23 protein-coding genes are annotated in these 22,991 nt (G+C 40.9%); 15 read left to right on the top strand and 8 right to left on the bottom strand.

The window, feature by feature from the left end; all coding sequences use genetic code 11:
- Positions 1-27: 27 nt before the first annotated feature.
- From murI to EGS47_RS05445, 4 genes are all read left to right on the top strand, one after another.
- Positions 28-897: a glutamate racemase gene (gene murI, locus EGS47_RS05460; RefSeq protein WP_034699118.1), complete on the top strand. Its 870-nt coding sequence runs from the start codon at positions 28-30 to the stop codon at positions 895-897.
- Positions 898-1,000: 103 nt separating this feature from the next.
- Entirely contained in the window at positions 1,001-2,026 is a 1,026-nt protein-coding gene (locus EGS47_RS05455; protein WP_004994149.1) for a DUF4062 domain-containing protein, read from the top strand.
- 82 nt (positions 2,027-2,108) lie between these two features.
- The gene (gene hemH, locus EGS47_RS05450; protein WP_125269286.1) at positions 2,109-3,122 is read left to right on the top strand and encodes a ferrochelatase; all 1,014 of its coding nucleotides are present in this window, start codon (positions 2,109-2,111) and stop codon (positions 3,120-3,122) included.
- Between the two features lie 29 nt (positions 3,123-3,151).
- The gene (locus tag EGS47_RS05445; protein WP_125269285.1) at positions 3,152-3,796 is read left to right on the top strand and encodes an MBL fold metallo-hydrolase; all 645 of its coding nucleotides are present in this window, start codon (positions 3,152-3,154) and stop codon (positions 3,794-3,796) included.
- Positions 3,797-3,848: 52 nt separating this feature from the next.
- Here EGS47_RS05445 and EGS47_RS18365 read toward each other — a convergent pair whose 3' ends face one another.
- Positions 3,849-4,025 carry a hypothetical protein gene (locus EGS47_RS18365; RefSeq protein WP_171455413.1) on the bottom strand — a complete coding sequence of 59 codons (177 nt, stop codon included), beginning with the start codon at positions 4,023-4,025 and terminating at the stop codon, positions 3,849-3,851.
- 136 nt (positions 4,026-4,161) lie between these two features.
- The gene (locus tag EGS47_RS05440; protein ID WP_004991521.1) at positions 4,162-4,350 is read right to left on the bottom strand and encodes a DNA gyrase inhibitor YacG; all 189 of its coding nucleotides are present in this window, start codon (positions 4,348-4,350) and stop codon (positions 4,162-4,164) included.
- A 96-nt stretch (positions 4,351-4,446) separates the two neighbouring features.
- Between EGS47_RS05440 and EGS47_RS05435 the strand changes: the two genes are divergently transcribed.
- From EGS47_RS05435 to EGS47_RS05410, 6 genes are all read left to right on the top strand, one after another.
- A complete protein-coding gene (locus EGS47_RS05435; RefSeq protein ID WP_125269284.1) occupies positions 4,447-5,085 on the top strand; it encodes an SAM-dependent methyltransferase in 639 nt (212 codons plus the stop codon).
- Positions 5,075-6,280, top strand: coding sequence for a TIGR03862 family flavoprotein (locus tag EGS47_RS05430; protein ID WP_125269283.1), 1,206 nt, complete (start codon positions 5,075-5,077; stop codon positions 6,278-6,280). Before EGS47_RS05435 ends, EGS47_RS05430 begins: the two co-directional genes overlap by 11 nt.
- 77 nt (positions 6,281-6,357) lie before the next feature.
- Positions 6,358-6,771 (top strand): GFA family protein, encoded by a 414-nt coding sequence (locus EGS47_RS05425; RefSeq protein ID WP_125269282.1) that lies wholly within the window; start codon positions 6,358-6,360, stop codon positions 6,769-6,771.
- Between the two features lie 317 nt (positions 6,772-7,088).
- Entirely contained in the window at positions 7,089-8,123 is a 1,035-nt protein-coding gene (locus tag EGS47_RS05420; protein ID WP_049174097.1) for a DUF1852 domain-containing protein, read from the top strand.
- A 23-nt stretch (positions 8,124-8,146) separates the two neighbouring features.
- Complete coding sequence (locus tag EGS47_RS05415; RefSeq protein WP_125269281.1) at positions 8,147-9,178, top strand: methionine synthase; 1,032 nt, start codon at positions 8,147-8,149, stop codon at positions 9,176-9,178.
- Between the two features lie 80 nt (positions 9,179-9,258).
- Positions 9,259-9,798, top strand: a complete 540-nt coding sequence (locus tag EGS47_RS05410) for a flavin reductase (RefSeq protein WP_125269867.1) — start codon at positions 9,259-9,261, stop codon at positions 9,796-9,798.
- A gap of 476 nt (positions 9,799-10,274) precedes the next feature.
- Here the strand turns inward: EGS47_RS05410 and EGS47_RS05405 are convergent, their stop codons facing one another.
- From EGS47_RS05405 to EGS47_RS05395, 3 genes are all read right to left on the bottom strand, one after another.
- Positions 10,275-10,607 carry a HopJ type III effector protein gene (locus EGS47_RS05405; RefSeq protein WP_125269280.1) on the bottom strand — a complete coding sequence of 111 codons (333 nt, stop codon included), beginning with the start codon at positions 10,605-10,607 and terminating at the stop codon, positions 10,275-10,277.
- A 260-nt stretch (positions 10,608-10,867) separates the two neighbouring features.
- Positions 10,868-11,116: a type B 50S ribosomal protein L31 gene (locus EGS47_RS05400; RefSeq protein ID WP_005001286.1), complete on the bottom strand. Its 249-nt coding sequence runs from the start codon at positions 11,114-11,116 to the stop codon at positions 10,868-10,870.
- A gap of 101 nt (positions 11,117-11,217) precedes the next feature.
- On the bottom strand, positions 11,218-12,510 hold the full coding sequence (locus EGS47_RS05395; RefSeq protein ID WP_125269279.1) for an ABC1 kinase family protein: 1,293 nt from the start codon (positions 12,508-12,510) through the stop codon (positions 11,218-11,220).
- A 248-nt stretch (positions 12,511-12,758) separates the two neighbouring features.
- Here EGS47_RS05395 and EGS47_RS05390 point away from each other — a divergent pair, with 248 nt between their 5' ends.
- Positions 12,759-14,027, top strand: coding sequence for an SfnB family sulfur acquisition oxidoreductase (locus tag EGS47_RS05390; protein ID WP_125269278.1), 1,269 nt, complete (start codon positions 12,759-12,761; stop codon positions 14,025-14,027).
- A 121-nt stretch (positions 14,028-14,148) separates the two neighbouring features.
- Positions 14,149-15,402, top strand: a complete 1,254-nt coding sequence (locus EGS47_RS05385; RefSeq protein WP_171455412.1) for an acyl-CoA dehydrogenase family protein — start codon at positions 14,149-14,151, stop codon at positions 15,400-15,402.
- Between the two features lie 149 nt (positions 15,403-15,551).
- Here EGS47_RS05385 and EGS47_RS05380 read toward each other — a convergent pair whose 3' ends face one another.
- On the bottom strand, positions 15,552-16,901 hold the full coding sequence (locus EGS47_RS05380; protein WP_125269276.1) for an MATE family efflux transporter: 1,350 nt from the start codon (positions 16,899-16,901) through the stop codon (positions 15,552-15,554).
- Between the two features lie 26 nt (positions 16,902-16,927).
- On the bottom strand, positions 16,928-17,389 hold the full coding sequence (locus EGS47_RS05375) for a DMT family transporter (protein ID WP_004994105.1): 462 nt from the start codon (positions 17,387-17,389) through the stop codon (positions 16,928-16,930).
- A 120-nt stretch (positions 17,390-17,509) separates the two neighbouring features.
- Here EGS47_RS05375 and hemW point away from each other — a divergent pair, with 120 nt between their 5' ends.
- On the top strand, positions 17,510-18,667 hold the full coding sequence (gene hemW, locus EGS47_RS05370) for a radical SAM family heme chaperone HemW (protein WP_125269275.1): 1,158 nt from the start codon (positions 17,510-17,512) through the stop codon (positions 18,665-18,667).
- A gap of 92 nt (positions 18,668-18,759) precedes the next feature.
- Here hemW and EGS47_RS05365 read toward each other — a convergent pair whose 3' ends face one another.
- Positions 18,760-21,228: a TonB-dependent siderophore receptor gene (locus EGS47_RS05365; protein ID WP_125269274.1), complete on the bottom strand. Its 2,469-nt coding sequence runs from the start codon at positions 21,226-21,228 to the stop codon at positions 18,760-18,762.
- Positions 21,229-21,442: 214 nt separating this feature from the next.
- On the opposite strand from EGS47_RS05365, the gene EGS47_RS05360 reads away from it, so the two are divergent.
- A complete protein-coding gene (locus EGS47_RS05360) occupies positions 21,443-21,961 on the top strand; it encodes a sigma-70 family RNA polymerase sigma factor (protein ID WP_125269273.1) in 519 nt (172 codons plus the stop codon).
- A 27-nt stretch (positions 21,962-21,988) separates the two neighbouring features.
- On the top strand, positions 21,989-22,972 hold the full coding sequence (locus EGS47_RS05355) for a FecR family protein (RefSeq protein WP_125269272.1): 984 nt from the start codon (positions 21,989-21,991) through the stop codon (positions 22,970-22,972).
- The last annotated feature ends 19 nt before the right edge of the window (positions 22,973-22,991 follow it).

Raw genomic sequence — 22,991 nt, 5'->3', positions numbered from 1 at the left:
TCTGACACGATGGATTTATCCAAAGAAATGACCGCAATACACCCTATTCATGCTGAATTAAAATCCAGACTTCAAGCATCTAAAGATGCACCGATTGGTATTTTTGATTCTGGTGTGGGGGGATTAACCATTGCACAGGAAATCGTTCAGCATTTACCCAATGAACAGATTATTTATTATGCCGATACTGCACATGTTCCTTATGGACCACGCTCAGATCAGGAAATCCGACAGTTAACCGCACAGGCGATTGAATGGTTATATCGTCGTGGTTGTAAAATGGCAGTTGTGGCGTGTAATACAGCCTCAGCATTTAGTCTGGATTATTTGCGCGAACATTATGGAGCGTCTTTTCCAATCGTTGGCTTAGTGCCTGCGCTCAAACCGGCAGTGCTACAAACTCAGTCTAAAGTCGTTGCAGTATTGGCAACACCTGCAACATTTCGTGGGCAACTGATTAAGGATGTGATTCAAAATTTCGCGCATCCAGCAGGGGTAGAGGTCTTAGCTGTCACTTGTCTGGAACTGGTGCCCTTTGTTGAAGCAGGTGAACAAATGAGTCCCGCTTGTTTAACGGTATTACAACAATGTTTACAGCCTGTCGTGGATCAGCATGCGGATTTTTTGGTGTTAGGCTGTACTCATTATCCGTTTTTAAATGAAGCAATTACCCATCTTTTTGGGCAGAAACTGACATTAATTGACTCAGGTTTGGCGGTGGCGAGGCAAACAGCCCGCATTTTGATTAAAAATGAGTTATTATTTGACGAAATTCGTCAGAATCATCTACAAATTGAGTGTTTTGTCAGCGGAAATAATGCAGATGAGTTAAAGTTTGTGTTAAAACATATGATTAAAGATCATATGACTTGGCGTATTCACAATATTGATGATTGAAGAGTATGGCGATGATTGCATAAATTTTAGATCTAAATTTGAGGTTGTATATTCGTACATCACACGGAACGTGGTGAGGAATGTTAAATTTTAGGGGATAACCATGCTGGATAAGCGTTATCAAGTGTTTATTTCAACTTCTGGTGCAGAGATGCAACCAGAACGTATGGTATTGGCACAGACACTCATCGGAATGGGATTTTTTTCATGGGGGCTTGAGCAACGTACACCACTGAGTACCTCCATTGCGCGTCGTCAAATTGACGATTGTGATTATGTTGTATTATTGCTTGGTAGTCAGTACGGGGAACAATCAGTTTCAGGGGTGAGCTATCTACACCTTGAATATATTTATGCCGTAACCAAACAAAAACCGATCATTGTCTTTATGCATGATGCGCCAGAAAGCCGTGACGCTGCGTTGCAGGATAGCAAACCAGAATTAAAAGAAAAATTTCATGAATTTCGTAAACAACTTCAACAAGAGGTCGATCAGGTTTTTTGTTATCACAGCTTGCGCGACTTAGAGCTGGCGGTGCGTTTCAATATGTCACAAATGTTGGAGCGTTATCCTGTATTGGGTTGGGTCAGACCGCAAAATACCCAAGTTTTACAAGATGAAATTGATAGTTTACGCGCTAAAGTCACTCGTCTGGAAACCGAGCAAGGTAAGCGTGAAAATGATCCTTTGGTCGCAATGCCAAGAGTGTATACCAATGAAATTTATTCTTTTGAATACCGTGTTCATGCCTATCAGGATGGTAATTTTCAGGAACTCAAACCTGAACGTAAGCTGACTTGGTTGCAGATTTTATCCATTTTAAGTGTGGTCTTTAAAATCCCGACACCTGAGGAATATTTTTCTAAAAGGATTAATGATTATCTGAATGAAACGGGACTTGAAGATGCAAGGCTAGTCTTACCGCGAGCACATGCAGTTGCGCGTTCACAAATTAATATCCGTGCATTGCATCATATTAAAATGCAGATGCGTCAAAATGACTGGATTGTCCCCGCTGGTCGTGACGAGCGTCAGCGTTTATTGTGGCAGCTTACACCTAAAGCTTTGAAATTACTAGAAACTCAGCAGCCAGAACCTCAACGCACGACGCAAATAAAAACAAATTAGTCATTTATTTTGAAAAAGCCATAAAACTGTTAAAGTAAGCGTACTCCACAGATTTTCATGTACGCATTGAACAGGAAAAAGAATGTCTACTGCATCTAAGCCAAAAGTGACTGTTATTTTAGCCAATTTGGGAACTCCTGATGCAGCCACTGTTCCAGCAGTGAGGCAGTTTTTAAAACAGTTTTTGTCAGATTCACGGGTGATTGAAATTCCCGTACTGCTTTGGCAAATTATTCTACGCTGTTTTGTGCTACCTTTTCGTCCTAAACGCGTGGCGCATGCGTATGCAACAGTTTGGCGTGAAGATTCGCCCATGCGAGAAATTCTTTTTGCGCAGACTGAACGTTTAAAATCTGATCTTACGGATGCTTATCCGCAGTTTGATTTAAGGGTGGTTCCTGCCATGACTTATGGTCAACCGGGAATCACCTCACTATTGCAACAATTGGCGCAATCTCCTCAGGATCATATTTTATTATTGCCTTTATTTCCGCAATATTCTGCGACCTCAACCGCGCCACTTTATGATGCTTTTGCCAAATGGATTCCGCAGCAACGTAATTTACCGGGCTTAAGCATTGTTAAAGAATATTATCGCCATCCTTTATTTATTCAGGCGCTAGTGCAAAGTATTCGGGATTTTCAGAACCAGCACGGGACAGCAGAAAAATTATTAATGTCTTTTCATGGAATTCCACAGCCGTATGCTGATAAAGGTGATCCTTATGCAGATCAATGTCGGGAAACCGCGCGTTTAGTTGCCCAAGCACTGGGGCTCAAACACAATCAATGGGCCATTAGTTTTCAGTCACGTTTTGGCAAACAGGAATGGGTTAAACCTTATACCGATCAATTGCTTGGAGAGTGGGCGCAACAAGGTGTGAAAGCTGTACAGATTTTGAGCCCTGCTTTTTCTGCGGATTGTCTGGAAACCTTAGAAGAACTCGCGATTCAAAATGCAGAATTGTTTTTGAATGCTGGCGGCGAGTCTTATCAATACATTCCTGCATTAAACGACTCAGATGCCCATCTACAATTACTCCGCCAACTGGTTCAAGCCCATTTAAATGCGCTTGAAATTACCTTAGCTCAATAAAACATCATGATGTTTCGCCAGAGGTTGTTATGCTGCAAGTTAAAATAGTTCCTGTAACGGCTTTCGCTCAAAATTGTTCTATTGTCTGGGACAGCGAAACTAAAGACGCAATTTTAATTGATGCAGGGGGAGATGCAGCCAAACTAAGACAAGAAGTCGAAGCACTTGGCTTAAAGGTCAAAGCATTGTGGTTAACCCATGGACATCTTGATCATGCAGGGGCAGTTGGTGAGTTAGCTAGAATCTGGAGTATTCCTGTAATTGGCCCGCACAAAGAGGATCAATTTTGGCTAGATATGATTCAGGAAGTGTCTCAACGTTATGGATTTCCAATTCCTGAACTTGTACATGTAAATCAATGGCTTGAAGGCGGCGAAGTCTTGACATTAGGTGAGCATCAGTTTGACGTGCGATTTGCGCCTGGACATACACCAGGCCATGTGATGTTTTATAACCAACAACATGCATTATTATGGACAGGGGATGTGTTATTTAAGGGCTCGATTGGGCGGACTGATTTTCCGAAAGGCAATCACCAACAACTACTGGATTCGATTCAACGTGAATGTTTTAGTCTACCCGATGATACACAGTTTATTTCAGGACATGGGCCGATGAGCAGCATTGGCTATGAAAAACAATTTAATCCTTTTGTTGCAGGTAAAGCAGGTTAAAAGAGACATAATAAAAGGACAATGATTGAACTTGCAATCATTGTCCCAGACGTCAAGAGTGAAATAAGCTATGGAAACGCTGTTTGGCCTCCAGTGCAATTAAAACGCTTGCAACTGCAAATAATACGGCAATAACAAATAAAACGGCATCTGAAGCCATAAAACCTAAAACGAGGAAGATTAAACAGCAAATAGCAAAAACAGTGAAAAGTAATCTCAACAAAAGCATCAAAATTCTCCTATTGTGAGAAGAGCCATATTATTGACGAGTACTTTAAGTCCTGTGTGTTTAATTTTGTTTGCTAATTGCACGATTTTGAGTAAATTTTGCAACGAAAGATGACCATCGAGGCGAGTATAGCAGTTTAGCTATCGTAATCATAAGGGTTGCCATTTTCCGATGTTGGAGCATCTTGAGTCTGTAATTTATAGTCCTCATTGGCCCATGCGCCCAGATCAATCAGTTTACAACGCTCTGAACAAAAGGGACGAAACTCATTGCCTTCCCAGACAGAGGGTTCTCCACAACGGGGACAGGGAAATGTGCGTGGCATAGTAAAATCCTCAAATTCATCATCAAGATATTAGGCAAAGCTCAAATCACTTGTTAGACTTAGCCTGATTTCAATACCTAGTTTGAATAGTTTGCTGTGATTATCTCGATTCGTCAATTTCAAGCCCAGCGCATGCAGGCGCCGCGTGATTTTAGTTCCATTGAAAACACCCCCATTTGTGTTGAAATTGGTGCGGGTAAGGGCAAGCATGCCTTGTTATTTAGTGGTGAACATCCAGAACAAACATTGTTTGCCATTGAGCGCACCAAAGAAAAATTTTTGGCGATGCAGAAACAAAAAGGATTGGAACCTAGAGATAATTTATACCCCGTCCATGCGGATGCTTTACCGTGGATCGTCCATGCGCTTTATCCGCAACAAGTACAACATTTTTTTATTTTGTATCCTAATCCTGAACCGCATAATCCTGCACAGCGCTGGCTGAATATGCCGTTTTTTGAGTTTTTGCTGTCACGTTTAAAACCTCAAGGTACGATTACTTTAGCGAGTAACATCCCAGATTATATTGATGAAGCGGAACAGCAACTTTTGCACCTGTGGCATTTGCCTTACGTTAAACAACGCATTGCGTCTGATTCGGCACGTACCCATTTTGAGATCAAATATCTAGAGCGTACTGAACTTTGCCAACAGCTCATCATCAGTAAACCTGAAAGCTATCAGACTCGGTTTGATGAATTTTTGCCATTGCAAGGGCAAACCCATGCCGAGTAAGCAGGTTGTAATTGTCGGTGCAGGTCCTGCGGGACTAGCCTGTGCCGAAGTTTTGTCTGAACTGGGTGATTATGACATTACCATCTACGAGCAAAAGCCATCGGCAGCACGTAAGTTTTTAATGGCGGGAAAAACAGGGCTTAATATCAGCCACGCTGAAGATTTAGATCATTTTATATCACGCTATGATCATGCCAACTGGTTGCGCCCGATGATTGAAGGTTTTCATGCTCAAGACATTCAGGCATGGATGAAAGGTTTAGGGATTGAATCGTACATTGGTAGTTCAGGACGGATTTTCCCAAACGAGATGAAAGCCGCGCCATTATTACGCGCATGGCTCAAGCGTTTGCAAGATCGCGGCGTAAAATTTCGTTACCGCCATCAAGTCTTGGCTATGCAGGATCAGGAGTTGATGGTTCTGGATTTAGTGCAGCAACAGCAGAATCACATTACGGCTGATGCGATTGTACTGGCGTGTGGGGCAGTATCATGGCCACAACTGGGAAGTGATGGAAAATGGCAAAACTGGTTAGATGCATCGATTATTCAACCTTTTATTGCCAGTAATGTCGGTGTGTTGGTCAATTGGTCTGAATATTTGCAACCCATTTTCGGACAACCGCTTAAGCGGATTCAGGCGTGGGTAGCTGGTCAAGTACCTCAGTTTGGCGAAATGGTGATCAGCCATTATGGACTAGAAGGTGGCTTGGTTTATCGTTGTAATCGCGATTTGCGTGAAGCGATGCAGACGCAAGGTCCCGCAATTTTATATTTGGATTTACTGCCAGACCTGAGCCAAGAACAAATTTTACAAAAGTTACAGCAAGGTAAAAAGCAGTCTTTAAATACCTTATGGCAAAAGATTGGCTTGGATAAAACCAAAATTGCTTTGATTCGTGATGTCGTCAGTAAAAATGACTGGAATGATGCGATCAAAATGGCGCAGCATATTAAACAAATTGCCGTGCAGATACAGGGTTTTCGTCCAATTGAAGAAGCGATTAGCTGCGCAGGCGGTATTCGACTCGATGCATTAAATAAGCATCTGATGCTAAAGAATTCCCCTTATATTTTTGCTTGTGGTGAAATGCTGGATTGGGATGCACCCACAGGGGGGTATTTACTGAACGCTTGTCTGGCGACAGGACGAACAGCAGCACAAGGTGTTCATGCACAACTAAATTCTGACTAAATTTAAATTCACTATTTTTGTTATCCTCAAAACCTGTTAATTTGTTTGAAAAATCAACAATTACACGGAGTATCTTCATGCCACAAGCTGCATTATTGACGGGAAGCTGTTTATGTCAGGGCATTCGTTATGAGATTTCAGGTCATGGCTTGGGTGATATTATTCAATGCCATTGCCAACGTTGCCGTAAAGCCAATGGTACAGCTTATGCGACCAATACGCCTGTGCATGTGAATGATTTTAAAATTGTGCAAGGCGAACATCTACTCAAAAAATATCAATCGACCCCAACCACGCAGCGTTGTTTTTGTAGCGAATGTGGTTCGCCCATCATGAGCATCAAAATGGATACACCTAAATTTTATCGTTTGCGGATTGGAACTTTAGATACCAAAATTGAGCAAAAACCGAGTATGCATATTTTTGCCGCGCATAAAGCAGAGTGGGACACGATTTGTGATGACTTACCGCAGTATGCAGAACGACCATAGGTCGAAAAGCTAGGAGTTTACTGTTTTTATCTCAAATAGCGAACTTTGATAGAGTTTAAGTGAATCGTTGAAATAGTATCTAAGATTTTGATAAAAATGAAAAATTAATTTTTACTGAAAAGGCGGGATGGCAGTTTTTATTAGATTGCCTTATTATCCCAACTTCTGCTAAGACATGACTCGCATTATCCATTTTCAATTGGGCTAAATTTCTAAACATGAATTTGGCTCATCTTTTAATGAAACAAAATCGTTTTTATTCATGTTTGTCTTTAGGTATAAATGACTCTATAGAATTTAGGGTAGTAGATTTTGCCATGAGTAAAGAGTTCGCATGTTCAATTAAACGTATTCGTTTTGATGAAAACTATCAACCCGCAGATAGTACACGTCTTACAACTAATTTCGCCAATTTGGCACGTGGTGAAAGCCGTGAGCAGAATCTGCGCAATACCCTCCGCATGATTAATAATCGTTTCAATGCCTTGGCACAATCAGACAATCCCAATGGTGATCGTTACTCACTTGAAATCGATATTATTTCTGCCGATTTGGATATTGAAGGGAATGGTACAACCTTCCCAATCATTGAAATGCTGAAAAGTACAATTATTGATCATAAAACCAATCAACGTATTGAAGGAATGATTGGAAATAGCTTTTCATCATACGTTCGTGACTACGATTTCAGCGTGGTGCTTAAAGAACATAATAAAGAAAACTCAACATCCTATGCACCTGAAAACTTTGGTGATTTACATGGCAAGCTATATCAATATCTTGTAAATTCTGACACCTTTAAGGCAGAGTTTAACCAACAACCTGTGATTTGCCTGAGTGTTTCGACCGCGAGAAAGTATCATCGCACGAGCAATGAACATCCTATTTTAGGCGTTGAATACAAACAAGACCAATACTCACGGACTGATGAGTATTTCCATAAAATGGGCTTACAGGTTCGCTTCTTTATGCCAAAAGGGAGCGTTGCACCTTTAGCCTTCTATTTTGCAGGTGATTTACTGCGTGATTACACTGATTTTGAGTTGATTAGTGCAATTAGTACCATGGAAACTTTCCAAAAGATTTATCGCCCTGAAATTTACAATGCAAATTCATCAGCGGCACAAGTCTATCAAGCAAGTCTGGAATATCCAGATTATTCATTAACACGCATCGTCTATGATCGTGTGGAACGTGGTCAATTAGCAGTAAAACAAGGTAAATGGACTGAGGAAAACTTTATTAAGCCTTACCAGAATATTCTTGAACGATGGGCTGCCAATTACTCCGATAAAAATAATTCGGATAAAAGTTTGGATAGAAGTCACTCGAATAAAACCGCTGCTGTGTAACTGAATATAGAAGATTATTGAAGATGAAACGATTATTACCAACCTCAACTGCGGGTAGCCTACCAAAACCGTCTTGGATTGCAGAACCTGAAAAACTCTGGTCACCGTGGAAATTACAAGGTGATGAACTGGCGCAAGGCAAACGAGATGCGCTATTAGTATCACTGCAAGAGCAATTACATGCGGGTATTGATATCGTGAGTGATGGTGAACAAACTCGCCAACATTTTGTCACGACATTCATTGAACATCTGGATGGCGTTGATTTTGAAAAACGTGAAACGGTTCGAATTCGTAACCGCTATGATGCCAGCGTACCGACCGTTGTCGGTGCAGTATCGCGTCAAAACCCCGTTTTTGTGGAAGATGCCAAGTTTTTACGTCAGCAAACGACTCAACCGATTAAATGGGCATTACCTGGTCCAATGACCATGATTGATACGTTGTATGATGCGCATTACAAAAGCCGTGAAAAATTGGCTTGGGAATTCGCCAAAATTTTAAATCAGGAAGCTTTGGAATTAGAGGCAGCGGGTGTGGATATCATCCAGTTTGATGAGCCTGCATTTAATGTGTTCTTTGATGAAGTCAATGATTGGGGTGTGGCAACGCTTGAGCGCGCACTTGAAGGTCTGAAGTGTGAAACAGCTGTGCATATTTGTTATGGCTATGGTATTAAAGCCAATACCGATTGGAAAAAAACACTGGGTTCAGAATGGCGACAGTACGAAGAAGCTTTTCCTAAGTTACAACAGTCCAAGATTGATATTATCTCACTGGAATGTCACAACTCCCGTGTACCGATGGATTTGATCGAGTTAATTCGTGGCAAAAAAGTGATGGTCGGCGCGATTGATGTTGCCACCAATAGCATTGAAACGCCTGAAGAAGTGGCAGATACCTTGCGCAAGGCACTGCAATTTGTGGATGCAGATAAACTGTATCCATCGACCAACTGTGGTATGACGCCACTTTCTCGTGATGTGGCACGAGGCAAGTTACAAGCACTTAGCGCAGGTGCAGAAATTATCCGAAAAGAACTCGCAAACGGGTAATACTCGGTATAGTCAGATCTAAGCTCAATCGTTTGATGCTATGGGTGATCAAACGATTGAGCTGAGTGAGGAATAAAATGATGATTGAAGCGTCAGACTTTCGAAATGCAATGTCTTTATTAAGCAGTGCGGTCAGTGTGGTAACCACAGCAGGCGCGTCTGGTCGTTATGGCTTTACTGCATCTGCGGTATGCAGTGTGACCGATACGCCACCGACATTGTTAGTTTGTATGAATCAAGCATCAAGTTCCCATGCACACTTTTTAGAAAATAAAATTTTAACGGTGAATGTATTAGGCGCAGATCATCAGCATATTTCTCAAGCATTTTCGTCAAAATTGAGTCCTGAACAAAGATTTGAACACGGATTTTGGACGGAACTCGAAACAGGTGCGCCAGTTTTAGAAAATGCTTTAGTGAATTTTGATTGTGAAATTGATCAGGTTCAGGACGTTGGAACACATACGATTTTGATGTGTCGTATTGTTGCGATTCAACAAAGTCAGCAGACTCAAAGTTTGGTTTATTTTAATCGTGGCTATCATCAAGTTGGGCATCAGATTGAGCAGCATGAAGAACATTCTATTGTGCGTCATGCAAAACAGATCGAAACTGTTTAACATGATTTTTGCTTGGAATGATCGAGGTCAATGATGGATTCATCTTGAATCATGGTTAGAAATAAACTGATTGATGTGGGTGAGTTGTGAAATTTTAGGAAATCTAAATAGAAGCAAGATATATAGCCAAAATTATAGAATGCGATGAAAATCTTGAATTTATTCTAAACATTAAAGTTTATAATGAGATTCTAGAGATATTTAGTTCTTCAATACCCGCATCTATTGATCTCAAAAAATGACCTTAAACGAGATAGCATGTAAGTTCTGGCTTACATCAATTCAGGAAAATTGCCCATAGTCATCACGATCCAATTTTCCTATGATGAACTCATACAGAACAGGATGTTCGAAGACGTAAAACAACAACAATTAGTCAATCATCAGGATCGTGAGGGATGACAGGAGTTGACCCTAAAACGGAAATGCGAAAAAACCCAGACAGGATGTCTGGGTTTTTTTATGACTTTATTATTTTATTTTGCAGTGAGTGCCTGACCTTCAAAAGTCACACCATCCCAGCCATGTTGCATAAACTGACGAATGTTTTGATGATCTGCACCTTCTGGTGTTGCAAGCACAGAAGCATAATGTTCTGCAAACAGATTTAAAGTTTGTGCTTGATCCAGACCTTCAATTTTGGCAAATGACAATACCTTAGCGCTGCCTTGATTTTCAGTGGTAGCATTGTGTTGTTGACCGTTTTTAAATGCTGTTGGTTGATGTTCAAAACGTGCTTCGATATGCGCCAAAACATCAGCAAATTTGGCTTCACCATTTTGAAGCTGTTGCAAGAGTTCGTGTACCATGATTTTCCGTGATTCAATGACAAGTCAAAAGTATCACGAAGCATAGCATTGAATTTATGGGTTTCAGCATTCATTTGAGCAAATAAGCTGAAGAAAACTTAGTTAGAATTGCTTTTACCAACAAGAGAAAGGACAACTGTGGATAACTTCATGTTTATACACAAGGCCGAATTTTGGCCAAAAAAAGAAGCCTAAGTGGAGGAGATAGTTGCTTAGGCTTCGAATAGGATTCAGTATAAAACTAAAAACTTAAGGCAAGATTAACGCTTAAAACGTGAAAAACGTTTGTTAAAGCTTGCGACACGACCTTCATTACTGGCTTGACGGACTTCACCTGTATAAAACGGATGAGATGCACTGGAAATATCCAAAGTCACATAGGGATAAGTCTTACCTTCATATTCACGTGTTTGCTTGGTTTGGATAGTGCTACCAATCACAAAATAGGCATCTGCATTGGTGTCATGAAAAAGCACTTGTTGATATTCAGGATGTATACCGTTACGCATGGGAAACCCTCCAATTGAGTTATTTTTAGTTATGTTATAATATTTCATTTGATAAGTCAAATAAGGAACTGGATCGTCAATATCCTGACTGTTTTTCTCAGTTAGTGAGGAACAAGTTCTTCAAATAAATCATTCAGATTATCATCGACTTTTAAATGAATCAGATTCCAATAATGTCCTGAAATGGTTCGATTCACCATGAGCGTATCAGGTGATGGCTTAAATACATCCCAGTATTTCAAGGATTTTTTCACTAAAATAACGCCATCATGATGCGCAGAATTCTGAGCAAAATCATATTGGGTTGTGAGAGGGCGTAACAGGACTTCTAGCCATTCTAAATAAAGCGTTTGAGGGAATAAACCTTTCTCTGAAAGCGAATGTAAAGCATCCAGATGATTTTCGATTGCTGCAACATCTTGTTGGCGTGCTGCTTGTACCAAATGTTTAAAATGTTCAATAATTTCAATATTTAAAGTTTTTACACCGCCAAAATCATAAATAATCACACTGCCATCTTCACGAAATGCAAAATTTCCCGGATGTGGATCACAATGGAAGCGTTTTAAATAAAAGATTTCCTGACCTAAAGCGCGTATTAGACGACGACCAATTTCATTACGAATCTCAATAGGCCATGTACTGGCGGTTTCAATCGACTCTCCACGCTCCAGACTTAAAGTTAAAATACGTCGTGAAGAATAGTTTTTATATACCGTTGGAATAATGATTTTATCATCTAGTTGTTCATGGAAGGTTTTAAAAACTTCAAGGTTTTGTGCTTCAATTTCGTAGTTAAGTTCAGCAGAAAGACTGTCCTGAATTTCAGCAAACAATTGATCTTGCAATTTTTTATCAATTTTAATGACACCCATGAGGCGTAAAGCCAAACGAACCTGCTTCAAGTCACTTTCACAGGCTTCGTCCACACCAGGATATTGCACTTTAACCACAACCTCTTGTCCATTGGGTAGAACTGCACGATGTACTTGACCAATAGAGGCGGCGGCAAAAGGCGCTTGTTCAAAAGATTGAAAGATGGTCAGTAAAGGTTGCCCTAATTCTTTTTCGACTTGTTGCTGAATGGCGCTAAAAGGTACAGCAGGCGCTTGTCGTTGGAGTTTGGCAATAGCATTGGCCACTTCAGGCGGGAAAATATCCTTATATTGCGAGGCGATTTGTCCAACTTTCATGACTGCGCCTTTCATTTCGCCCAAAGTATCTGCAATTTGAACGCCAATATCCTGAAAAAGTTTGGTTTTCGCCGCAAGTTTTTGTTCATCATCCGCGGTTAAATTTCGAATCGAGCTTGAGACTGTTTTAGTCGCGATACTGGCAGTCATTCCCGCAAGTTTCATAAAACGTCGACCTGGAGAACTCGTATTTTTAGCCATCTCTATTTTACCTTTTATCCGCGCTGGATTCAGTCTTGATCATAGGTGACAAAGTCTAAATTGCCTACTTCAAATTGTTAATAAACTAGAATCAATTCTAAAAACAAGGGTTTAAATATATTGCATTTTTTATGCAAAGTATTGCAAAAACCATTTCATAAACAATGCGTTAATCACTATAACAGCTTCATTTTTTTGGTGCTATGTTGATTTGCATAGCCTAAAAAACACTGAAGAGATTTTCCACTATGAGCCAACTAAATACAGCGGTTTCTTCCCATACTTCTTATGCTCATCGAGCAAATTCTGTGCCATTACAGGTGTTTGAACAACCACAAAATGCACATATTATTCAAAACGATGCCGAAGCAATTCAGATTGCCAAGCAATTGGCTCACGAATTTGCCAAAGAAGCTTCCCTGCGTGATCAAGAACGCCGTTTGCCTATCAATGAAATCCAGCAATATTCGCAAAGCGGATTATGGGGAATTACCATTCCTAAAGCCTTTGGTGGCGCACAAGTTAAATATCGTACCTTGGCTGAAGTGGTCAAAACCATTTCTAGTGTCGATTCTTCACTGGGACAATTACCACAAAACCACTGGGCATTTTTAGAGCATTTACGTCTGGATGCCAGTTTGGAGCAGCAACTTTTTTTCTTTGATCTGGTGCTCAAAGGTATTCGTTTTGGTAATGCTTTTTCAGAAAAAGGCAGTAAAACGGTCGCAGATTTGACCACCACCATTCATAAAACCGCAACAGGATATGAAATCAATGGGCAGAAGTTTTTTGCCACAGGCGCATTGTTAGCACACTGGATTCCAATTGTAGCGATTAATGAATCAGGTCAGCCCTTTGCTGCTTTAGTCCCACGTGAAACCGAAGGGGTGAATGTTATTAATGACTGGTCTGGATTTGGGCAACGTACCACTGCCAGTGGTAGTGTTGAATTGAAAAAAGTTCCTGTACGTGAGGAATATGTCGTTCCGATTTATCAAGCCTTTGAACGACCGACCGCAGCAGGCGCAATTTCCCAGTTCATACAGGCGGCGGTAGACGCTGGGATTGCGCGTGGTGCGATTGAAGAAACCATTCAATACGTAAAAAAATACAGTCGTCCGTGGATTGATTCAGGTTTAGAACGTGCGACCGATGATCCCTATACCATTGCCAGTATTGGCGATTTAAAAATTAAACTCCGTGCAGCAGAAGCGGTATTGGACTTGGCTGCCGACCAGATTGATCTGGCGATTGATGAGCCAACAGAACAGCATGTTTCTCAGGCGACTTTGCTGGTTGCAGAAGCAAAAGTGTTGACCACTGAAGTGGCAATACTCGCAGCGAATAAGCTATTTGAATTGTCAGGCACGCGCTCGACTTTGTCTGAGCTCAATCTGGATCGACATTGGCGTAATGCACGTACTCATACGCTACATGATCCTGTGCGCTGGAAGTATCACATTGTTGGAAATTATTACCTAAACGGTGTTCAGCCCCCGCGCCATGCGTGGAGTTAAGGACATGAACATAGGACTTCTTTCATCATTATTTACCTCTTCTTTATTTTTCTCCTAAAGGCAGAAATGAAAAGGACTTATGAAAGAAGTCTATAACAAAAAACAGAATGAGGATAAAAAGATGAGTCAGTTTGAGCAAATTAAAGATCAGCTTTCTTTGGGCGCAGACTATGAAGCTGTCGCTGCGAAGTACCGCCCTATTTTTAACAAAATTGAAGCAGGTGCCTTAGAACGTGAACAGCGTCGCCAATTGCCTTATGAGCAAATTCAATGGTTAAAACAGGCGGGTTTCGGTGCATTACGTGTTCCTGTTGCCTATGGCGGGGCTGGTGTGTCATTGCCACAGCTTTTTCAATTATTGACTGAATTGGCTCAAGCTGATTCTAATATCGTACAGGCATTACGTGGACACTTTGCTTTTGTAGAAGATCGTTTAGTTGCGCATAGCACGCAGCCACAAAATGACTGGTTTGAACGGTTTGTATCGGGTGATATTTTTGGCAATGCATGGACAGAAGTGGGTTCTGTGCAGATTGGCGATGTAAATACGAGAATTACGCAAGATGAAGCAACAGGTAAGCTGCTGGTCAATGGAGAAAAATATTATTCAACAGGCAGTATTTTTGCAGACTGGATCGATTTATTTGCCTACGATGAAGTCAGTCAGCAGCATGTGATAGCCGCCATTGATCGGCATGCTTCAGGGGTTCAGGTTGATGATGATTGGGATGGATTCGGTCAAAAAACCACAGGAAGTGGAACACTCCGTTTGGAACAAGTAGAACTGCCTGCTGCGCATATTATTCCCTTTGATCAGCGGTTTAAATATCAAACCGCTTTTTATCAGGTGGTGCATCTGGCAACATTGTCGGGGATTGCTCAGGCTGCGGTGGACACCTTTAGTCAGGAAGTTCGTGAGCGTAAACGTATTTTTAGTCATGCCAATACTGATCTGGCACGACACGATCCACAAGTACTACAAGTGATTGGAAAAGCATCTGCACAGGCTTATGCTAGTGAGGCAATTACGCAAGCTACAGCCGAAGCATTACAACGGGCTTATCTCAGTCATTTTGCCGAATCTGATGAGAAAGAACGTCTGGCCAACATTGATGCTGAACTGGAGTCTGCACAAGGGCAAGTGGTGATTGCTGATTTAGTTCTAGAGCTTACGACTAAATTGTTTAACGCACTCAGTGCCTCTGCAAGCAGTACAGCCAAGCAACTTGATCGTTTCTGGCGAAATGCACGAACAGTATCTTCGCATAATCCACTTATTTATAAAGAAAAAGTCATTGGTGACTGGATCGTGAATCAAACCGAACTGCCTTTTGTTTGGCAAATTGGTGCCAGTCCAAAAGCCAAGCCAGCCTGATAAAAAAATAGGCAATAAAAATGCCAATCAAAACTGATTGGCATTTTCTTTTAAATCAAACATATTGAATGATCAGATTTCTTTCATGTTTGTTCAAATCATTATTTATTTTTCTCGTATAGGGAAAAGAAAAGGAACATGAAACAAGTCTATGGTTGTGCCGCAAGTTTACGATTATTGCTATACAACCGCGCCAAAAGTAGAACGCAAGCAATGCTGAGACCAATAATAAGTCCGAGCCAAACTCCAGCAGGCCCCATCTTTGCAACCCGTGCCAGATAAATCCCGACTGGAAATGCAATGACCCAATAAGCAATCAGTGTAATCCACATCGGGCCTTTGGTATCTTGCATACCACGCAGACAGCCTGCCGCACCCACTTGCCATGCATCCATCAATTGATACGCCATTGCAAACAATAACAAATATAAAGCCACGTTAAATACCGCAGGATCCTGAGTATAAATGGCCACAATTTGTGGACGTGCAAACCAAATTAAACTCATGGTACAAATTGCAAAAAAAGTCGCAGTTGCTAAACCCAGTTTTTGTACATGACGCATGGCCACCCAGTTTTTTTCCCCATAATACATCCCCACCCGAATGGTCAGTGCAATTGCGAGTGACATTGGGATCATAAACAACTGAGAGGTGACTGACATCGCGATTTGATGTGCAGCAACCAGCGTATCGCCGAGTGGACTTAAAACAATCGCCCCTGTACTAAAAATACTGACTTCAAAAAATACAGCCAATCCAATAGGAAGGCCGAGTTTTAAAATTCGTTTCACTAAAACAGGATTGATTTTTTCCCAATGTGAAAATACTTGGGTTGACCGATAAGCTTTGGCGCGATAAATATAATTGGCTAAGGTGATCAACATGAGCCACTGTAGGGTTGCTGTTGCAAAACCACAGCCCGCACTACCCAAGTGTGGAATAGGGCCAATGCCATACATAAACAGATAATTGAGCGGAACCAACACCACGAGCGCCAATAGACTAATCACTGTCACAGGGCGAGGATAACCTAAGGCTTCGGAATAACCACGTAATGCGGCATACATCGTTACCGCAGGCATACCAAAACCAATCGCGTGTAAAAATAATCCTGCTTTCGCTTGCAAGCTTTCTGGTACACCGAGCAATGGCAACAAAAATGGCATGATCTGTAAAATTAGCATCGCAATGATGCCCAGAATAAACGCGACCCACAAAGACTGCCTGACAATGATTGGAATATTTTCTGGCGTTCTTGCCCCTTTGGCTTCAGCAACCAGTGGGGTAGTGGCAATCATGATCGCACTAAACAGCAACATGACTGGCATCCACAAACCGACACCGACCGCAATCGCAGCCAAATCATTGGCAGATAAATGTCCTGCCATAATGGTATCGATCAGACCTAATCCTGCTTGTGCAAATTGTGTGATCAGAATCGGCCACATTAAGTGAAACAGTTGTTTTAGTTCAAAGCGGAATCCCGCGACATTTGACACAAAAAATACTCATCTATAAAAGAAAATTATCGCTGTAAGGTCAACATGACCCCAACGAAAATGATGATCGCCCCAAGTAGGCGTTGCCAATTGACAGGCATTTTCTCTGTCCCGAGCCAGCCAAAATGATCTAACAATAATGACATTGCCAGTTGGCCAAAAATAATCAATCCAGATAATGTGAGAAAACCCAATTTGGGAGCAGTATAAATGCTCAGGCTAATCGCATAAACCCCTAAAAAACCACCAAGCCACAAAAACCACGGGATTTGGCTGAATTGTTGCAATGAAGGTTTAGGCTGATTTTGTAATAAAACCATCAGCGCCAATAAAATTGTACCGACTAAAAAAGATAAAAAAGCAGCTTGTAAAGGGGAGTGGAGATAACTACGTAACTGCGTATTTAATGCCGTTTGAATCGCCATCGCAACGCCAATCCCAAGCGCTAGAGGTAAAAAGAATAGCAACTGTGAACTGATTTTGAGCATTGTTTTTCCATGTCATTATTCTTCATTTCACTTCAGTCTAAAGCAATTCAACGCGCTTCGGCACAACGAATTGCGGTAGTCATGTTACACTAATGCAGTTGTATTGCCTGAGCGTTGTTCTTGACTGGTTTACTTGATCCTACCCAAATTCCACTTTCTTTATATATTCATATGCCGTGGTGTGTGCGTAAATGTCCTTATTGTGACTTCAATTCGCATGCGGTACCCAACGGTGTATTGTCATTGGATTTGGAACAACAATACTTAAAGGCATTAGTGGCTGATTTTCAGACACAGCTTGATTTTGCTCAGGGACGTAAAATTCACAGTGTGTTCATCGGCGGGGGAACGCCTTCGCTGATTTCGGCACAAGGTTATCAATGGTTATTTACACAATTACGATCTTTGCTTGAGTTTGAACAGGGCTGTGAAATTACCTTGGAAGCTAATCCAGGCACAGTGGAACATGATCCTTTTGCTGATTATTTAAAATCTGGGATTAATCGCTTGTCAATTGGGATACAAAGTTTCAATCAGGAGCATTTACAGCGATTAGGACGTATTCATAGTTCAGCCAATGCAATTGAGGCGATTAAACTCGCAAAACAGGCAGGTTTTGAACGTATTAATGTCGATTTAATGCATGGCTTACCTGAACAAACTTTAGAGCAGGCATTACTTGATTTAAAACTCGCGGTTGAAAATGGCGCAACGCATATCAGTTGGTATCAACTCACGATTGAACCCAATACGGTGTTTTTCAGAACACAACCTGTCTTGCCACAGGATGAAACCCTTGAACAGATTCAATTACAAGGTGAGCAATATTTAAAAGCGCAGGGCTTTATCAATTATGAAGTTTCGGCATGGCGTAAAGAGCGCCCCTCTGCCCATAATTTAAATTATTGGCATTTTGGCGATTATCTGGCGATCGGAGCAGGAGCGCACGGTAAAGTGACTCAATCAGACGGCATTTATCGTTTTCAGAAAACACGCTTACCGAAAGATTATCTCGCTAAAGTACCTGCTGAACATGGTCAGTGGAAACGGATAGAGGCAGATGAATTGCCATTTGAATTTATGATGAACGCCTTACGTCTAAATGAGGGGGTGCCAACCTATTTTTATGAACAGCGTACCGGTTTATCTCTGTCTGAAATAGAACCTGCCCTAAATGGTTTGCGTCAGAAAAAATTACTTGTCGCTGATTCTGAACGTATTGCCTGTACAGAACAGGGACATTTGTTTTTAAATTCGGTACTTGATGCGTTTTTGTAATCTTGCAATAAAAAAAACAGATCCTGAAAATAAAGAGCGCCCCTAAATCAGTGTCATTCATTCTGATTTTGGGACACTCTCATTTTGATTATTTAGAATTTATAGGTGAATGTTGCGGTAAAGTTTCTTGGATCACCATAGACGTTATAAACGCTTTGTTTATATTCTTTATCGAATAGATTGGTCAAATTGATACGAACGTCCATATCTTTATTAATTTGATATTTTGCCATCGCATTCACCAATGCATAGGATTTTTGTCGATCTTTCTGTAGCTGCAAAGGCTTTAGATTTGCCACTTGACTGTATATTTCACTTTGCCAATTCACACCAGCACCAAGCGTCAATTGATTGATTTTATAACTGGTAAATAATTTGAATAATTGTTTAGGAATTTCTGCTGCATTTAAGCGAATACCATTATTGTCTTTGGCATCCGTATAGGTATAGCCTGCCTGAATATTCCAGTTTGGTAAGATTTCACCTGCAACGGTTAATTCCCAGCCTTTGGTTTTCGTGTCGTTGGCTTGAACATAATAAGTCGAGCCATCTGCTTGAGTACCACCAACCACCGAGGTATCCATTTTTGAGATAAAATAAGCCAGACTGGTATTCAGTAGACCATCATAAAATTCAGATTTTAAACCGAATTCAGAGGTATTTCCTTGTTCTGGATCGAGGTAATTATTGTCAATATCTTTACGTGATGATGGGTTAAAAATCGAAGTATAACTGGCATACGCAGATAAATAATGATTAATGTCGTAAATTAAACCTGCATAAGGGGTGAACACGCCATTTTCTTTTTGTTTGTTCTCTGGACCATTGTCACGCTCCCAATAACTCAAACGGCTACCTAAAACTAATTTTAGTGGGTCAAGCAGTTGCAGATTTGCCGCGCCAAAAATACCCAGTTGTTTCGAGTCAACATCAGTTGCCAAGTCTTTGGATGGAATATCTCCGTAACTAATCGGTTGTCCATTCCAGTTTGAAATGGATGCAACGCCATTACGAGCCAGTTTAAATAAGTTTTTATCGGTGAGGGTATAGCCATTTACTCCAAATGAAAGCGTATGTTCATGGTCGAATGCTGTAAATTTCCCTGTTGTATACAAGTCTAAAGAATGGACTTTAGGGGCAGTATAAATACGACCATAGACAATAGACATCCGATCCTTGTCTGGATCAAAGAAAGTCGAACCTGCAACACCCACCACACGATCCATTTCCGAGTCAGAGTAGCTATAATTCGCAACGCCTTTCCAGTTGTCATTAAACTGGTGTTCGACACCTGCCAGTATATTTAGACGTTCCGTATCTGAATAGGCGAAATCTGTTGCAGGATTATCCTTTCGGTCAAAGATGGTCTGTACTGAATTAATTACACCCGTTTGGGTTCTGGTATAAAAAGGGAATCCTTGTGCTGTTGCGTCATTGGCACGTGTTTTTTCATAAGTTAACGCACTGGTCAGTACCGTTTTATCGCTGACATCATAATCCAATGCACCGTATATAAGTTTGTCTGAAAAATTATAGCGATCTTGCCAGTTGTCCCCCTCCTGAGCGGATATGACCATTCTTCCTTTAAGATCACCTGATTGATCCAGTGGGCCTGATACGTCTACTGTGCTGCTATAATTGCTCCACAAACCCGCTGAAACTTGAACAGAGCCTTTTAGATCATCAGTTGGTCTTTTTCGGACTAAGTTAATACTGGCGGCTGGATTTCCTGAGCCTGTGGTTAATCCTGTTGAACCACGAATGACTTCAATTTTTTCATAGATTGCCGAATTTTCTAATGCGGCAATATCCTTGCCATAAGTTGCCCCATAAGACGTGGGAATACCATCGCGTAAATAGTTTGAAATGGAAAAACCACGAGCACTAAAGGTACGATAGCCTGCGGCGCGTTGTCCTTGTTTGAAGGCTGAAATACCTGGCGTTTGGTCCATGACATCTTCAAGCGAAGTCAGATGTTGGTCTTCTATCTGCTGACTGGTAATGACTGAAATAGATTGAGGCGTTTCTTTCTGGGATAGATTGAGCTTGGTTGCACTGGTAGATTTACGCGAGGTATAAGTTGGATTGTCTGCCGTCACTGTTATCAGTGGAAGCTGTGCAGAATTAGATCTCTGACCTTGCTGTGTTGCAGTTGAATGAATTGACTGTAACTGACCCACTTCACGCGGTTGAGTTTTTGAATTAATGATGCCCCACGTACCATCCTGACGCTTCACTAAAGTTAAGCCAGTTCCTTTCAATAACTGGGTAATCCCTTGTTCAAATGTATATTGACCAGTTAAACCTTGTGTCTTTTTACCTGCGACCAATATTGGATCATAAGAAAGTTCTGAATTGGTTTGGCCTGCAAATAGTGCCAGAGCTTGATCTAGATTTCCTGCACGAATTTGAACAGACTGAGTCTTAGATAAAACAGGGGTTGTTTCTGCGGCTAAAGAGATTGTTGAAAAACTACTGAGCAAGGTGCCTAACATGATCGAATGGATGGCGATGGTTAGAGGACTTTTAAATCGAAAAAGTGTAGTAGATGCTGCTGGCATGAAGATTCCCCATAAAAATTGTCTGTGATCAAAAGATGTTCTGCTTATAGCCTTATCACCTGAGAATCAAAAACAGCTCATAGATTGGTTGTTTATTTTTTTATGTTGATTAACTGTATGAAATTTATAGTTTTAAAAATTATAAAGATTAAGTTATTTACAAAACGTCACATAGTATCGATAATTATTATTATTTTCTCTTTGGTTTAGCAAGATGCTTTCCGATCAGATTTTGACAAAACAACAAGTCAATCAACACATTGATGGTTTATATCGCGAACATCAATCATGGTTATATGCTTGGCTGTGTAAAAAAATGAGTAATCACTGTGATGCAGCCGATTTGACTCAGGATACTTTTGTCAAAATTATGAGCCGTTACGCTGACTATTATTATTATGAGCCTCGGGCGTTACTGACGACTATCGCCAAAAGCTTGATGTTTAATTTGTATCGACGCAAAAAAATTGAACAAGCCTATTTGAGTGCTTTAGCCGACGCTTATCCTGAACATAGCATTTCTCTAGAAGAGCAGATGTTATGGATCGAAACCTTATGTGAGTTATGTGACATTATCGACGCACTACCAGAACGGCTGAAGCAGGTGTTTATGCTGTCACAATTACAGGGTTTAAATTATGCCCAAATTGCACAACAACTTGATATCTCAATTTCAACGATTAAGCGTGATTTAACCCATGCCATGGCAGCTTGCTTTATGGCGATGGAATGATGCCAGTTTTAATATTTTGGCTGTTATATGAATATCCCTTTAAAGACTAAAATAGATCGTGCTAGACAGCGTGCCTATCGTGAAGCTGCTGAATGGTATATGCAGATGCAGGAACAGGCTTTGGATGCAAAGCAAAAAACCTGTTTTGATCAATGGCTAGCTGCTGATGTATTGCATCAAGAGGTCTGGGCAAATGTCATCATGTTTGATGAAAAATTGGGTCGAGTTCCCAAGACGGTCATGGCTCAAACCATGCAGCAACTCAAGCCAAAACCGCAATTTGCGACTAAATTTAGCCTCATTTTGTTTGCGCTATGCATTGCGCTTTATGCTGTGCAGGGAATTCGTCAGCAAGATTATTTACCTGAAATGTTGAGTTTTGACCCCGTTGATATTTATAAAACACATATCGGGGAGCAACAACAACTAACTTTGGCCGATGGCAGCCAACTTTGGTTAAATAGTGATAGTAAGATTCGGATCAAATACAATACCAAGCAACGCCGTATTGAGCTTGCTCGTGGTGAAATTTATATTGAAACACATCAGGATATTCAGCAGCGCCCATTTACGGTACATACCGCAGATGGAGATTTATTGGCACTGGGAACGGTGTTTAATGTGCGCCATTTATCAACCCAGACTGACCTGATCGTCAAACAGGGGATTGTGCGTACCCAACCACGTTATGCTACCGATTATCAGGATATTGCTGCACAGCATACCGTGAGATTTGATGCACAACAGATCTATCACGAAAATTATAGTGATATGCCACTACTCTGGCGACAGCAGCTTTTGGTGGTACATAGTATGTCGTTAAAACAATTTATCACTGAGTTATCCCGCTATCATCAACAACAAATTGATATTGACCCTAGTCTGGAAAAAATTCTGGTTTCTGGTGCGTATTCTACTCAGGACTTATCCAGAACATTGAATATGTTGCAAACTACTTATCATTTTAATGTTGTGCATAATCAACAGAATCGCATCGCTCTACAACCATAAAAAAAAGCTGAGGAAAGAG

Origin of the sequence: Acinetobacter sp. FDAARGOS_515 (genome assembly GCF_003938865.1) — a bacterium.
Lineage (GTDB): Bacteria > Pseudomonadota > Gammaproteobacteria > Pseudomonadales > Moraxellaceae > Acinetobacter > Acinetobacter ursingii.
Note: the sequence above shows the minus strand (reverse complement) of the source record. Positions and strands in the feature narration are given on the sequence as shown.